Here is a 14,408-nt window from a genome sequence, read left to right on the forward strand (position 1 = left end):
CGTGCCCCTTGCCGCGCTTGCCGAGCTGTTCTTGACTGCAGGAAAGCGCAAGCGAAACAGCCGTGAGGAAAGGGTGATGAGACGAATCGGACCGCACCAACAAGACAGCCTGGCGGATGCTGCAGCCATCTTCATACTGATCCTTCTGGCGGTCGGCACGGCGGTGTTCTGGGTCAGCCATCAGTGAGGCGTCGCTAGACGCCGGCCAGGTGGGTCACCAGTTTGACCACGCCGAGAATCACGAGCACGAAGGCGACGGTAAAGATCAGGCCGATCACGATGAAATGGCTGGGTTTGCCATGCTGAAAATCGCGTGCCCGGTTCTTGCCACTCTGTACGCCCAGTGCTGCAGCCAGGACGCTGAGCAAGGTCTGGCGAAGGGTAAGCGGGCGATCTCGTTGTTCGTCCACGGCAACCTCGCGATGACGGTTTTCCGGGAGTCTAGTCGATCCGCTGGAGAACGCAGGAGCGGGGAAGGCGGGGCGCAGGGCGTCCCGCCAGGGCAGGTCAGTCCTTGCTGACTGCGATGGTCCGCTCACCGTCTGCAGCGCCCGGTTTCTTCGGCATGCTGAGCATCAGCACGCCCTTGTTGAACCTGGCCTGTATCTTGTCCTTCTCGACCGAGTCGGGGACGTTGAAGCTGCGCTGAAAGCTGCCGTACGAGCGCTCGGACAGGTAGTAGCCCTGCTTTTCCTCCTTGCGTTCCTGGCGCTTCTCACCCTTGATGGTGAGCGTGTTTCCGCTCAGCTTGACCTCGACATCCTTCTCATCCATGCCTGGCAACTCTGCGCTGATCTCGAAGGCGTCGTCCTTTTCGACAACGTCGACGGCCGGTAGCCGTGCCAGCCCGCTTTGCCAGAATGGCCCGGTTTCGACGCCGGTCCTGGCCAAGGGGCGGTGCCAGGACAGATCGAAGTCGTCGAACAGCCGGTCGACCTGGCGGCGCAGGCTTTCGAATGGGCGCCAGGGTTCGTGGGTGGCTGGTGGGGCGGCCTTTTTCTCTTCACCTGCCACGGGTTTGTTTGCAGCATCGTTCATTGCAGAACCTCCTGTCAGAAGCCCTCGGAACTTCAGAGCCTCTGCATTCTTCGCCTGCGTTGGCGGCTGCTGTTTGATGCGGATCAACCGCGAAGGCACTCGCTGCTGCGAGCGACGCCACGGCCGCCTAGAGGTTGGCCTTGAACCAGTCCCACAAACCAAAGGAGAAGCCGGGAATCAGGTCGATGCCCAGCGCGGATTTGAGCAGATAGAGGATCACCAGGCCGACAGCTGCCGAGAACACGAGGAAGAGCGTGATCAGCGCCGCCTTGGCCGCCAGCGAGAGATTTTGCTGGGGGCGCGACAGGTTGCGTTTGTTGCGCCCAGCGAGGATCGCGAAATAGTAGTGATTGCCGAACAGCTTCAGCGTGCCGCGCAGGTCGAGACGGTGGCGGACCCATGATCGTGTCCCGAAGATGCCGCGCAAGGCTTCGAGCTGTTCGTCGCTGAACGAGTCGCGCAGATGCTCGGGCAGACGCTCCAACAGGCCCTGCGTGAACGCGTCCTGCCGCACGGCATCCGCGCCGAAGGGCGAAGGGTAGGGCGCCTGCTCATCGCGGCCGGGTTGGGGTGATTCCATCAGTGATCGTCCAGGTCATGGCGAAGCGCGGCGATCCGCGCTTCGAGCGTTTGGAAATCCGGCCGCTGCATAGGCTCCGTGGCCAGGCATTGGTCGCGCAGAAGGGCAAGGGTGGCGAGGTCGTGGTCGGGTTCGAGCCGAAGCAGCAGTTCATCGATCAGGTGACCGAACGCACGAGCCTCCAGGCGCTGCAGTGCGCCGCCTTGCGGACCGGAGGGATCGAAAAACGAGGCTGCTCCGAAATCGCTGAGCCGGCAATCACCGCTCTCGTCGACGAGCAGATTATGTGCGTACAGATCGCCGTGCAGGATGCCGCGGCGATGCAGGTGGGCCACCGCCGAGGCAGCCGCACTGGCGATGCGCACGACCTGGGCGGCGTTGAAGCCGCGACCCTCGGCATAACAGTCGCGCGTGCAGCTGGCGAACGAAGGCGGGGCGGCAAGCGCCGCGTAGCGTGGGTCGAGCAGCTCCATCAGCAATGCCGGCTCTGCCGGACTGGCGAGCGGCGCGATGACCGGCAACAGGTGCGGATGCGGTCCGGCGGCGATGCAGGCAGCCATCTCGCTACGCGGCAGCCCGTCGCTGGTCACGGCACCCTTGAAGCGCTTGAGCGCCGCGGGTCGCCCAGGACCGTCATCCGGATGCCAGTCGGCGCGCTGGACCACGCCCGACGCCCCCTCGCCCAGCACGGGGCCAAGGCGAAGATGCTTGGGCTCAATCGCGCGCGTAGCGGCATGGGCCTGTGCCAGCTGTTCGAGGCGATCGCTCGGTGGGTTGCCGCCGAATGCCAGCCAGGCAAGGTTCGGCAGTTCCAACAACCAGTCCGGCAGCGCCGGCAAGCGGTTGGCGGCGATGCGCAGCAGCTCCAGGCGATCGCAGCCGGCGAGCGCTTCTGGCAAGGCGCTCAGCCGATTGCCGGCGAGCATGAGCTTCTGCAGATTCGAACGCAGCCCTAGCGCTGACGGCAGCTCCTCGATGCGGTTGTCGGTCAGGATCAACCAGCGCAGCGATGGTGGTAGCGCGGCCGCCGGGACCCGCTCGATGCGGTTGGCCTTGAAGCCGACCATTTCCAGCCTTTGGCAATCCCCGAGGCACTCGGGCAGCTCCCGGAAGCCGTTGTCCGAGCAGAACAGGATGCGCAGCCGATGCAGGCGCGACAGATCGGCAGGCAAGGTGTCGAGCTGATTGCCGCTCAGGTTCAGTACTTCGAGCGTGTCCGCCAGCGCGTAGATTTCTTCGGGAAAACGGGTCAAGCCTGCCGAGAGATCGAGACGCCTGGCGCCTGCCAGCTCTCCGCGACGCAACTGTTCGAGACTGTGCATGCCTGCTTCCTTGCCAGGATGAAATACGCGCCGCCGTCGGCTTCGGTTACCGGGCTGGGACAGCCCCGGGCACGCTGCGTTCCGCTCGCCGGCGCCCGAGCACGAGTTCGGCGCGGGCACGCAGCTGCCCGCAACCGCCATCGACGTCCTGGCCCGCGGAATTGCGCACCTTGGTCAGTACGCCGCGGCTATGCAGGTAGCGCACGATCTGTACGATGCGCTCGCCCTGTGGCCGCTGGTATTGGTCGTCTTCCAGGCTGTTGTAGGGAATCAGGTTGAGCACGGCGAACTTGCCGGCCAGCAGGCGCAGCAGCGTGTCCATTTCCTGTTGGCTGTCGTTGATGCCGGCCAGCAGCGTCCATTGGTACTGGATCGGATAGCCGACGGTGCGGGCATAGCGCTCGCCCAGTTCGACCAGCTCGGCCGGGTCGATGCGCGGCGCGCGCGGCAGCAATGCCTGGCGGAGCGCGGCGTCGGTGGTATGCAGCGACAACGCCAGGGCCGGCTTGACCCGTTGCGCGGGCAGGCGTTCGAACACCCGCGGGTCGCCGACCGTGGAGAACACCAGGTTCTTGTGGCCAATGCCGCCGTCGGTGCCGAGCAGGTCGATGGCTTCGAGCACGTTGTCGAGATTGTGCGCCGGCTCGCCCATGCCCATGAACACGACTTTCTTCACCGGGCGGAAGCGCCGCGCCAAGGCGACCTGGGCAACGATCTCGGCACTGCCGAGCTGGCGTAGCAGGCCGCTCTTGCCGGTCATGCAGAACACGCAGCCGACCGCGCAACCGACCTGGCTGGACACGCACAGGCCATCGCGCGGCAACAGCACGCTCTCCACCATCTGCCCGTCGCCCAGCTCCACCAGCAGGCGCGCCGAACCGTCGGCGCCCGGGTGTTCGGAGCGCAGGCGTACGAGGCCGTTCAGGCTCGCCTGGAGCGCTGGCAGCGCCTCGCGCACGCTGAGCGGCAGAAAGTCCTCTGCCTGCTGCTGGCGGCGGCCGATGGAAATATCGCGGCCAAGCAGCCAGGCGCGCGTCATGCGCCCGATATGGCGCGGCTTGGCGCCGGCAGCGGTGAACTGCTGGTGAATGTCTTGGATCTGCATAGGGCGCGCATTCTAGCGATGCGCGGGCGTAAAGGGCAGCGCCAGCGGTGCGCTCAGTCGCTGAAACGACGGCTGGCCGGGATGATGCCAAGCAGCAGGAGCATGAGCATGAAGAACGCCGCACCGAGCGAGAACAGCTGCGCGACCACCCCCATCAAGGCGGGGCCTGCGAGCACGCCGGCGAAGCCAATGGTGGTAGCGACCGTCACGGCGGTGTGCATTGGCATGATGGTCTGTCGGCTCAGCGACGAAATCAGCACGGGCGCGACGTTGGCACATCCCAGCCCGCAGAGGCCGTAGCCCAGCAGCGCCAACGGCCAGCTAGTGGTGCTCAGCGTGAGGGCGATGCCCAGGGCAGCCACCAGTCCACCCAGGGCGATGACGCGTGCCGGGCCCAGACGGTTGATCACTGGCGCGCCACCAAAGCGTGCGATCGTCACCATCAGCGTATAGGCGGCGTAACCGAGCCCGCCCAAGGAGACCTCCAGGCTCTTTTCTCCCGTGAGATAGAGCGCGCTCCAGTCCAGCACGGCACCTTCGGCGAGATACACGGCGAAGCAGAGCAGGCCGGCCAGCAGCACCAGGCCGCGCGGGCGCACGAAGGCGAGGCCGCCACCTGGTGCGCGGTTGGGCAGGAAGCCGCGGGCAACCGAAAGATTGGCGATCACCACCACGGCGGTCATGCTCAGCGTGCCGAATTCGGCCGACAGACCCATGCTCAGTTGCAACGTCATCGCCAGCGCGCCAACGATGGCGCCCAGGCTGAACATGCCGTGGAAATTCGACATCATGCGGCGCCCGACAGCCGTTTCGACCAGCACCGACTGGATGTTCAACACCACGTCGATCACCCCCAGGCTGCCGCCAAAGCAGAACAGGGCCAGCGCCATGAGCCAGACCGAGTCGGCGAGCGCCATGCCGACCAAGGCAACGCCGAGCAGGGCAACCGCGCCGAGTACCACCGGCCGTATGCCCAGGCGCGACACCAGCAGCCCGGACAACGGCATCCAGCTGAGCGAGCCGATGCCGATGCACAGCAGAAGTACGCCGAACAGTGCATCGCTCATCTCGATCCGCTCGCGAACGTAGGGCACCAGCGGTGCCCAGACGGCGAGCCCGAAACCAGCCATGAAGAAGCCGCAGCGCGTGGCCGTCCGAGCGATCGAGCGGCTGGCGTCAACGGGCGCGGTCATGGAGCACTCCTGGCAGCGGGCCGGCGAATCCGGCGGGGGCATCATGCTATCGTCTCGCCCCCTGCCTCGGAACCATAGGGCCGCCATGAAATTCATCCACCAGCGCGAACACCTCGATGAAGATGACCTCGTCGTGATCGAGTGCGACCAGCCTTGCAACGTCCGCCTGATGAACGACAAGAACTTCCGTGCATTCAAGAATGGCGGGCGGCACAGCTATGTCGGTGGTGCCTTCGACCGCTTTCCCGCGCGCATCCGCGTGCCGAGTGCCGGCTTCTGGAACATCACGCTCGATACGGTGACCCGTCGGGCCATCAGCGTGACGCGCAAACCGAACCTCAAGTACCGGATCAGGGTCATTCGTCGGCAGGCTCCGCAGTAAGGCGGGGTCGCTGTCCGGGGAGTTCTGCTTGTTTCGCCATTTTCATCGCACCCTTCGCATGGTCAACGCTTCGCTTCAGTCAGGCGGAGGGCTGACATGAGCGGCCCGGGTACCGCGCGGCTGCGCGCGCATCTGGGCATGTTGCTGTGGGCGGCCTTCGTCGGGCTGTCGTTTCCGGCAGTGGGCCTGCTCAGCGAGGGGCTGCCGCCCTTGCTGCTGACGGCCATGCGTTTCACCGTCGCCGCCGTCGCGCTGGTGCCGCTGGCCTGGCGGCAGAGCGATGCCTGGCCAGCAGCGGGTACGCTGGCGCTTTATGGCGCGATGGGTCTGTGCCTGGCGGGCTTCTTCGGCACCATGTTCTGGGCGGCGCACCGGATCACTGCATTGTCGATGGCGACTCTGTTCGTCAGCGTTCCGCTGTTGGCCTACTGCCTGGGCCGCCTACTCGCTGTCGAGCAGCGCGCTGGGCGGCTGCTGGCGATCCTGGCACTCGGTGCGCTGGGCGCGCTAGGGCTGGCCTGGGCGGAGAACGGCGGTGACTTCACCGGCATGCGGATCGGCCTGGGCGAGGTCGGTTTCTTTCTTGGCTGCGTGGCGTCGGCGCTGTATCCGGTGCTGACCAAGTGGGGGCTGGCGCATGGCCGGCTGCCGAGGCAGGCCGGGTTGCGTACGTTCTGGAGCCTGGCCGCCGGCGCGCTGCTGATCGGACTGATGGGGGTGGTGTGGGAATCCCCGGCGGCGCTGTTGCGCCTGCGCCTGGCCGACCTTGGCCTGGTCATCTACCTGGGCTTGTTCTCCAGCGCCATGACCTTCTTCCTGCAGCAACGTGCTACCGCGACGCTGACGCCTGGCGCAGTGACGGCGTACAGCTATCTGGTGCCCTTTGTCTCCATGATCGTGCTGTTCATCCAGCATCCGGCGCGGATCAGCTGGACCTGGATGCCGGGAAGCGTGCTGGTGGTGCTGGCTATCGTGCTGTTGCTGCTCCAGTCCCCTGACGCCGCCGATAACTGATGCCGGCGGCTGGTCGCCAGGCGGTTGCCCGGCGGAACGATCGGCGGTCGGCTCGGTCTGCAGCTACGACGTGCGACCGATGTATCGCCGACCGGAGAAGACGTACGGAATCTGCATGACCGAGGCCGACAACCCGCAGCACCCGCATCAGGCGCAGGCAAAGAACCGCAATATCCAGTTTCTACGTGGGCTGGCCATCGTCCTGGTGCTGTTTGCCCATGGCTCGGTGATCTTGGTCGGCGAGCAGGCACAAGGTTGGGACAGGCTCATGCAGCACGTCCTGCCCGGCGTCGGCGTGGATCTGTTCTTCATCATCTCGGGCTTTCTGATGGGCGCGACCTTCCTGCGCAAACAGGACGGCTTCGAGCTGCGCGCGGTGTACCGCTTCTATTGCAAGCGAATCCGCCGTGTACTGGCGCCGACCTGGTTCTGGGCGGCGGCAGTGCTGCTGTTGGCGCTGGTGGAGCAGGGGAGCGGCATTGGCCCTTACGGGTTCGACCTGCTGATCGGCGTTGCTACGAGCGCCGCTTTCTTCATGGCCAATGTCTTCAACGGCCTGCACGAGTCCGACTTCGGCTATTTCTGGTCCATCGCGCTCGAGGTCCAGTTCTACCTGTTCTTTCCGCTGTTGCTGACATTGCGGCGCTTCTTCTGGCCGGCGGTTGCCGCAATCATCCTGTGGTTCAGCGTCGCCAACCCCTTCGAGCCGGCGTGGCTGTTCAGGGTCAATGGGCTGTTCATCGGGCTGGCGCTCTGGAAGCTCTCGACGCTTGCCGCGTTCGATGAGGTGCAGGAGCAGATCCGTTCGCTTGGCACCGGCCGCAAGGCGCTCGTCGCGCTGATTGCCGTGTTAGCCGCCGCGGTTCTGGGCAGCAGCCTCGAGCCGTTGGAGTCTTTCCGCTGGACGGCGGTGGCACTGATTCTGGCGCTGTGTTTCACGCTTGTGGCGTTCTCGGAGGACGTGGTGTTCGGCGTCCTGTCGCGACCGCTGGAGGCGATCGGCAACGTTTCGTTCTCGCTTTACCTGTGCCATATCCCGGTCTGGCTGCTGACCATGGCCTATGCCGGGCACCTGCCGACGCTTACCCGTGTTCCGCTGTGCCTGGGGTTGTCGCTGTTGGCTGCCTGGTTGAGCTTTCGCTACATCGAGCAGCCGCTGACCAGCGCGGCGCAGCCGAAGGCTTCGCCCACGCCGGCGGCCTGCGTGGAAACAGGCCGCCGGTGAGGTTCAGGCATCGCCTTCGGCGCTGTACGCCGCCTGACAGCGCAGGCGATGCACCGGCTCCGGGCCGAGCAGCCAGCTGCCGTCGGCTTGCGGCTGCGCGTCCATCACGGTGTTGTAGCTGAACGCCCAGCGCCGTTTCTGCCGGCCATCGACGCATTCGATTTCGACCACCGTCTCGTCGCTTTCAAATGGCTCGCCGGCTTCGGCTGCCGCCTCGGCGCGGTCGAGCAGGGTTTCGTTGAGCGAGAACGACCAGGCATGCAGCCCGTCGATCTCCAGCATGTCGGCCTGTTCGAGCTCGTCGAGCAGATAGCGGGTCACGGCGTCATTCATGCGTCGTAGCCCAGGTTCGGCATCAGCCAGCGCTCGCTGATGGCCAGCTCCTGGCCCTTGCGCTGGCTATAGCTCTCGACCTGATCCTTGTCGATCTTGCCGACGGCAAAGTACTGCGCCTCGGGATGGGCGAAGTACCAGCCGCTGACCGCCGCGGTGGGCAGCATGGCGTAGTGCTCGGTGAGGGTGACCTGGCTGATGCCGTCGGCATCGAGCAGCTGGAACAGCGTGCCCTTCTCGGTGTGGTCCGGGCAGGCCGGGTAACCGGGGGCAGGGCGGATGCCCTTGTACTGCTCGCGGATCAGTTCCTCGTTGCTCAGCTGCTCATCCGGCGCATAGCCCCAGTAGTGCTTGCGCACCTGCTCGTGCAGCCATTCGGCACAGGCCTCGGCGAGGCGGTCGGCCAAGGCCTTGACCATGATCGAGTTGTAGTCGTCGCCCTTGTCCTGATAGGCCTTGGCCAGCTCCTCGGCGCCGATGCCAGCGGTGCAGATGAAACCGCCCACATAGTCGGTGATGCCGGTGCTCTTCGGAGCGACGAAGTCAGCCAGCGACAGGTTCGGCTTGGCGTCCGGCTTGATGGTCTGCTGGCGCAGGTGGTGCAGGGTGGCCAGCTTCTCGCCGTTGTCACCGTACACTTCCAGGTCATCGTCCTGGACCTGGTTGGCTGGCCAGAAGCCGAACACCGCACGTGCGCGGATCAGCTTGTCGTCGACCAGCTTTTTCAGCATGGCCTGGGCATCGTTGAACAGCGAGGTAGCCGCTTCGCCAACCACCTCGTCCTCGAGAATGCGCGGGTACTTGCCGGCCAGGTCCCAGGCAATGAAGAAAGGCGTCCAGTCGATGTAGTCGACCAGGGTGCGCAAATCGATGTCTTCCAGCACCTGGCGGCCGGTGAAGCTCGGTTTGACCGGGGCGTAGCCGCTCCAGTCGAACGGCGGCTTGTTGGCGATGGCATCGAGGTAGCTCAGGCGTTCGGTGCGCGCACTGCGGTTGGCGGTGCGCTCGCGGATCATGGCGTACTCTTCGCGGGTCTTGTCGACGAACGCCGGCTTGAGTTCCTTCGACAGCAGAGTGGTGGCCACGCCGACTGCACGCGAGGCATCGGTGACATAGACCACTGCATCGTTGCTGTACTGCGGGTCGATCTTCACCGCGGTGTGCGCCTTGGAGGTGGTGGCGCCGCCGATCATCAGCGGCAGGCTGAAGCCCTGGCGCTGCATTTCCTTGGCCACGTGGACCATCTCGTCCAGCGACGGGGTGATCAGCCCGGACAGGCCGATGATGTCGCACTTCTCGGCGATGGCGGTCTGCAGGATCTTCTCGGCCGGCACCATCACGCCCATGTCGACCACGTCGTAGCCGTTGCAGCCGAGCACCACGCCGACGATGTTCTTGCCGATGTCGTGCACGTCGCCCTTGACGGTCGCCATCAGAATCTTGCCCTTGGCTTCCGGCTTGTCGCCCTTTTCCGCCTCGATGAAGGGGATCAGGTGGGCCACGGCCTGCTTCATCACGCGGGCGGACTTGACCACCTGGGGCAGGAACATCTTGCCCGCGCCGAACAGATCGCCCACCACGTTCATGCCGGCCATCAGCGGGCCTTCGATCACCTCGATGGGGCGTGCGCACTGCTGGCGGCACTCCTCGGTGTCCTCGACGATGAAGGCGGTGATGCCCTTGACCAGCGCGTGCTCGAGGCGCTTGTCCACCGGCAGATTGCGCCATTCCTCGGTCTCGGCTTCCTTGACCGAGCCATCGCCCTTGTACTTGTCGGCGATTTCCAGCAGCGCCTCGGTGCCGCCGGCGCTGCGGTTGAGCACCACGTCCTCGACCGCGTCGCGCAGCTCCTTCGGGATCTCGTCGTAGATCTCCAATTGGCCGGCGTTGACGATGCCCATGGTCAGGCCCGCCTTGATCGCATGGAACAGGAACACCGAGTGGATCGCTTCGCGCACCGGGTTGTTGCCGCGGAAGGAGAACGACACGTTGGACACGCCGCCGGAGGTCAGCGCGTAGGGCAGGTGGTCGCGTATGTAGGCGCAAGCCTCGATGAAGTCGACCGCGTAGTTGTTGTGCTCTTCGATGCCGGTGGCGATGGCGAAGATGTTCGGGTCGAAGATGATGTCTTCCGGCGGGAAGCCCACCTCGTTGACCAGGATGTCGTAGCTGCGCTGGCAGATCTCGCGCTTGCGTGCGGCGGTATCGGCCTGGCCGGCTTCGTCGAAGGCCATCACCACCACCGCGGCGCCGTAGCGCTTGCACAGGTGGGCGTGGTGCTTGAACTGCTCGACGCCTTCCTTCATGGAGATGGAGTTGACGATGCCCTTGCCCTGGATGCACTTGAGGCCTGCCTCGATCACTTCCCACTTGGAGGAGTCGATCATGATCGGCACGCGGGAGATGTCCGGCTCGCCGGCGATCAGGTTGAGGAAGGTGACCATGGCCGCCTTCGAATCCAGCATGCCCTCGTCCATGTTGATGTCGATCACCTGGGCGCCGGCTTCCACCTGCTGCAGGGCCACTTCCAGCGCCTCGGTGTAGTTCTCCTCGCGGATCAGACGGGCGAACTTGGCCGAACCGGTGATGTTGGTGCGCTCGCCGACGTTGACGAACAGCGAGCTGCGGTCGATGGTGAAGGGCTCCAGGCCCGACAGGCGGCAGGCCTTTGGAATGTCCGGGATCACGCGCGGCGGGTACTTGGCCACCGCCTCGGCAATCGCCTGGATATGCGCCGGCGTGGTGCCGCAGCAGCCGCCGATGATGTTGAGGAAACCGCTGGCGGCGAACTCCTCGACCACCGCGGCCATTTCTGCCGGCGTTTCGTCGTACTCGCCGAAGGCATTGGGCAGGCCGGCGTTGGGGTGGGCGGACACGTGGGTGTCGGCCTTGTTGGCCAGCTCTTCCAGATAAGGGCGCAGGTCCTTGGCGCCCAGGGCGCAGTTCAGGCCTACGGAGATCGGCTTGGCATGGCGCACCGAGTTCCAGAACGCCTCGGTGGTCTGGCCTGACAGCGTGCGGCCGGAGGCGTCGGTGATGGTGCCGGAGATCATGATCGGCAGCTCGACGCCATCTTCCTCGAAAACTTGCTGCACGGCGAAGATCGCCGCCTTGGCGTTCAGCGTGTCGAAGATCGTTTCGATCAGGATCAGGTCGGCGCCGCCCTCGATCAGGCCACGGGTGGCTTCGGTGTAGTTCTCCACCAGCAGGTCGAAGGTGACGTTGCGGTAGCCGGGGTTGTTCACGTCCGGCGAGATGGAGCAGGTGCGGCTGGTCGGGCCGAGCACGCCGGCGACGAAACGCGGGCGATCCGGCGTCTCGGCGGTCTTGGCATCGGCCACTTCCCGGGCCAGGCGCGCGCCTTCCACGTTCAGCTCGTAGACCAGTTCTTCCATGCCGTAGTCGGCCTGGGAGACCCGAGTGGCATTGAAGGTGTTGGTTTCCAGAATGTCGGCGCCGGCATCGAGATAGGCCTTCTCGATGGCCTGGATGACGTCGGGGCGGGAGAGCAGCAACAGGTCGTTATTGCCCTTCACGTCGCTCGGCCAGTCCGCGAAACGCTCGCCGCGGTAGTCGGACTCTTCCAGCTTGTAGCTCTGGATCATGGTGCCCATGCCGCCGTCGAGGATCAGGATGCGGTCCTGGAGGGCTTGCTGGAGGGCCTGAAGGCGGGCGGCGCGGTCGGACATTTGGACTACCTGGGTAAAGCCTGGACAAAAGGACGCAAATCATAGCAAAGCTGTACGTTTTTTTAGCCGCTGCGTCTTTCGAATGAATCCTGCTCATGTTCAGAAGGCTCGCCGCTCGCTCGAGCGGAGGCCTACAATGCCGCTTCACTTTCTGGATGGCCTGTCATGCCCTTACGTTTCTGGCTGCTTTGCCTCTGTCTGCTCAGCGGCGTGGCGCATGCCGAAGTGCTTTCCTATCAGCGCGACATTCAGCCGATCTTTACCGCCAAGTGCGTGGCCTGCCATGCCTGCTACGACTCTCCGTGCCAGCTGAACCTGGGCAGCGCCGAGGGTGCACAGCGCGGTGCCAGCAAGCAGCCGGTGTACGACGGAACTCGACGCAGAGCGCAGCAGCCGACACGGCTGTTTTTCGATGCACACGACGAAGCCGGCTGGCGCCGCAAGGATTTCATCTCGGTGCTGGACGGGCAGGGCGCACAGGCGGCGCTGATGATGCGTATGCTCGAGCTCGGTCGCAGCGAGCCGCTGGTGCCAAACGCGAAGCTTCCACCGGGCATGGACGTCAGCATCCGGCGCGAGAACAGCTGCCCGACCCCGGGCGAGTTCGATGCCTACGCCAAGCGGACCCTGCATGGGGGCATGCCGTTCGCCGTGACGGGTTTGACGGACGGCGAATACGGCACGCTACGACGGTGGCTGCAGCAGGGCGCGCCGATCGATGTCGCCGACATGCCAGTCGAGCCCGTCGAGCGGGTGCAGATCGAGCGTTGGGAAGCGCTGCTCAACGGAGGGGACAACCGCCAGCGCCTGGTGGCGCGCTGGCTTTACGAACATCTCTTCCTTGCCCATCTGTACTTCGAAAACTCGACGGGTAAGCGGTTCTATCAGCTGGTGCGCTCACGCAGCCCATCGGGTGCGCCGGTCGACGTAATTGCCAGCCGTCGGCCGAACGATGACCCGGGCACCCAGTTCTTCTACAGGCTGCGGCCTATCAACGATGTGATCGTGCACAAGACGCACATCACCTATGCGCTGAGCGATCGCAAGCTCGCCCGGGTTCGCGAGCTTTTTCTCGACGATAGCTGGGCGCTTGCGCAGCTGCCTGGGTATGGTGCCGGGCACCGGGCCAACCCGTTCCTGGCATTCGCAGCGATTCCGGCCCGTGCGCGCTACCAGTTCATGCTCGATGACGCCGAGTACTTCGTGCGCACCTTTATCCGTGGCCCGGTGTGCCGCGGGCAGATCGCGACCGATGTGATCCGCGACAACTTCTGGGTGTTCTTCCAGGCGCCGGAGCATGACCTCTATGTGACCGACGAGAGCTTTCGCGAGCGCACGACACCCTTGCTTGCAATGCCCGGGCAGTTCGACGAACTGGGTGACCTGCTGGCGTTCTGGAATACCTACCGCGGCAAGCGCAATCGCTACGAGGAGCTTCGGCGTGACGCTTACGCCGCGCATCCGGCTCAGTGGACGGATATCTGGCAGGGCAACGACAACGCGCTGCTGTCGATCTTCCGCCAGCACGATAGCGCTTCGGTACGCAAAGGCCTGATCGGCGCGGTACCCCAGACGATGTGGTGGATGGATTACCCCTTGCTGGAGCGGACCTACTATCAGCTGGTGGTGAACTTCGATGTATTCGGCAACGTTTCGCATCAGGGGCAGACGCGGCTGTATTTCGATCTCATCCGAAACGGTGCAGAGCTGAACTTTCTCCGTTTGCTGCCGGCGCCAGCACGCCAGGCGATTCTGGACGATTGGTATCAGCAAGGAGGCCAGCTCAAGCTCAAGCTCGCCTACACGCGTGTCGACACAGCGACCGCAACCGGCCTGACGATCGCCGCGGCCAAGCCCAGAGAGGACTTCGCCCACCAGCTTCTCGCACGCTATGCGGCGATCAACGCTAGCCCCGATCCGATCAATCGATGCGAGGCGGGGCATTGTCATCGTGCTGGGCTGACAGCTGAACTGGCGGCGGCGGAGCAGTCGCTCAGCCGCCTGAGTGGACGGCCCGGGGCAGGTATGGCGGTCATCGGCCAGCTGCCCGAGGCGACGCTGATTCGCGTGCAGTTGGCCGACGGGCGCCGAGAGATCTACAGCCTGTTGCGCAACCGGGCGCACAGCAACGTCGCCTTCATGTTCGGCGAGGAGCTGCGCTATCAACCACAGCTGGACACGCTGACCGTCTACCCGGGCGTTCTGAGCAGCTACCCGAACTTCATGTTCGCCGTACGTGCGGGCGAAGTGTCCGCGTTCGTACAGGCCATGGAGCGCGTGCGCTCGGCTGCGGAGTTCGATCAAGTCGTCGAGCGTTGGGGCGTTCGCCGCAGCCATCCTGAATTCTGGACGTACTTTCACGATCTCTCCGCGTACCTGCAGGAGACCGAGCCGCGAGAGGCCGGCGTGCTGGACATGAATCGCTACGAGAATCTCTGACCCAGAGAAGCGCCCGATCTATTCCGACCAATTTACTAGGACTTTATCGCTGCCCTGGCTTGGCGTACACTGCCGGCATCATTGCGAG

The 14,408-nt window shown here is 64.8% G+C and carries 12 protein-coding genes; 4 read left to right on the top strand and 8 right to left on the bottom strand.

Annotation, left to right across the window (positions count from 1 at the left end):
* Nucleotides 1-194: 194 nt before the first annotated feature.
* The 6 genes from CL52_RS09045 to CL52_RS09070 all read right to left on the bottom strand — a co-directional run bounded on the left by CL52_RS09045 (nucleotide 195) and on the right by CL52_RS09070 (nucleotide 5,238).
* A complete protein-coding gene (locus CL52_RS09045) occupies nucleotides 195-410 on the bottom strand; it encodes a DUF2970 domain-containing protein (protein ID WP_043220012.1) in 216 nt (71 codons plus the stop codon).
* Nucleotides 411-507: 97 nt separating this feature from the next.
* Complete coding sequence (locus CL52_RS09050) at nucleotides 508-1,038, bottom strand: Hsp20/alpha crystallin family protein (RefSeq protein WP_043220013.1); 531 nt, start codon at nucleotides 1,036-1,038, stop codon at nucleotides 508-510.
* A 127-nt stretch (nucleotides 1,039-1,165) separates the two neighbouring features.
* On the bottom strand, nucleotides 1,166-1,618 hold the full coding sequence (locus CL52_RS09055; RefSeq protein WP_043220014.1) for a hypothetical protein: 453 nt from the start codon (nucleotides 1,616-1,618) through the stop codon (nucleotides 1,166-1,168).
* Nucleotides 1,618-2,940 carry a leucine-rich repeat-containing protein kinase family protein gene (locus CL52_RS09060; protein ID WP_043220015.1) on the bottom strand — a complete coding sequence of 441 codons (1,323 nt, stop codon included), beginning with the start codon at nucleotides 2,938-2,940 and terminating at the stop codon, nucleotides 1,618-1,620. Before CL52_RS09060 ends, CL52_RS09055 begins: the two co-directional genes overlap by 1 nt.
* 46 nt (nucleotides 2,941-2,986) lie before the next feature.
* Complete coding sequence (locus CL52_RS09065) at nucleotides 2,987-4,045, bottom strand: RNA methyltransferase (RefSeq protein ID WP_043220016.1); 1,059 nt, start codon at nucleotides 4,043-4,045, stop codon at nucleotides 2,987-2,989.
* A gap of 53 nt (nucleotides 4,046-4,098) precedes the next feature.
* A complete protein-coding gene (locus CL52_RS09070) occupies nucleotides 4,099-5,238 on the bottom strand; it encodes an MFS transporter (protein WP_043220018.1) in 1,140 nt (379 codons plus the stop codon).
* A gap of 85 nt (nucleotides 5,239-5,323) precedes the next feature.
* Here CL52_RS09070 and CL52_RS09075 point away from each other — a divergent pair, with 85 nt between their 5' ends.
* The 3 genes from CL52_RS09075 (at nucleotide 5,324) to CL52_RS09085 (ending at nucleotide 7,859) form a co-directional block, all read left to right on the top strand.
* Nucleotides 5,324-5,620 carry a DUF1883 domain-containing protein gene (locus CL52_RS09075; RefSeq protein WP_041105638.1) on the top strand — a complete coding sequence of 99 codons (297 nt, stop codon included), beginning with the start codon at nucleotides 5,324-5,326 and terminating at the stop codon, nucleotides 5,618-5,620.
* A 96-nt stretch (nucleotides 5,621-5,716) separates the two neighbouring features.
* The gene (locus CL52_RS09080; RefSeq protein WP_043220019.1) at nucleotides 5,717-6,634 is read left to right on the top strand and encodes a DMT family transporter; all 918 of its coding nucleotides are present in this window, start codon (nucleotides 5,717-5,719) and stop codon (nucleotides 6,632-6,634) included.
* Nucleotides 6,635-6,749: 115 nt separating this feature from the next.
* Complete coding sequence (locus CL52_RS09085; protein WP_043220020.1) at nucleotides 6,750-7,859, top strand: acyltransferase family protein; 1,110 nt, start codon at nucleotides 6,750-6,752, stop codon at nucleotides 7,857-7,859.
* A gap of 3 nt (nucleotides 7,860-7,862) precedes the next feature.
* On the opposite strand, the gene CL52_RS09090 is transcribed toward CL52_RS09085, so the two are convergent.
* On the bottom strand, nucleotides 7,863-8,192 hold the full coding sequence (locus CL52_RS09090) for a DUF5629 family protein (RefSeq protein ID WP_043220021.1): 330 nt from the start codon (nucleotides 8,190-8,192) through the stop codon (nucleotides 7,863-7,865).
* Complete coding sequence (metH, locus tag CL52_RS09095; RefSeq protein ID WP_043220022.1) at nucleotides 8,189-11,881, bottom strand: methionine synthase; 3,693 nt, start codon at nucleotides 11,879-11,881, stop codon at nucleotides 8,189-8,191. The genes CL52_RS09090 and metH overlap by 4 nt, the downstream gene beginning before the upstream one ends.
* A gap of 165 nt (nucleotides 11,882-12,046) precedes the next feature.
* Here metH and CL52_RS09100 point away from each other — a divergent pair, with 165 nt between their 5' ends.
* On the top strand, nucleotides 12,047-14,320 hold the full coding sequence (locus CL52_RS09100) for a fatty acid cis/trans isomerase (RefSeq protein WP_043220024.1): 2,274 nt from the start codon (nucleotides 12,047-12,049) through the stop codon (nucleotides 14,318-14,320).
* Nucleotides 14,321-14,408: the final 88 nt, after the last annotated feature.

Source organism: Stutzerimonas balearica DSM 6083, assembly GCF_000818015.1.
Classification (GTDB): domain Bacteria; phylum Pseudomonadota; class Gammaproteobacteria; order Pseudomonadales; family Pseudomonadaceae; genus Stutzerimonas; species Stutzerimonas balearica.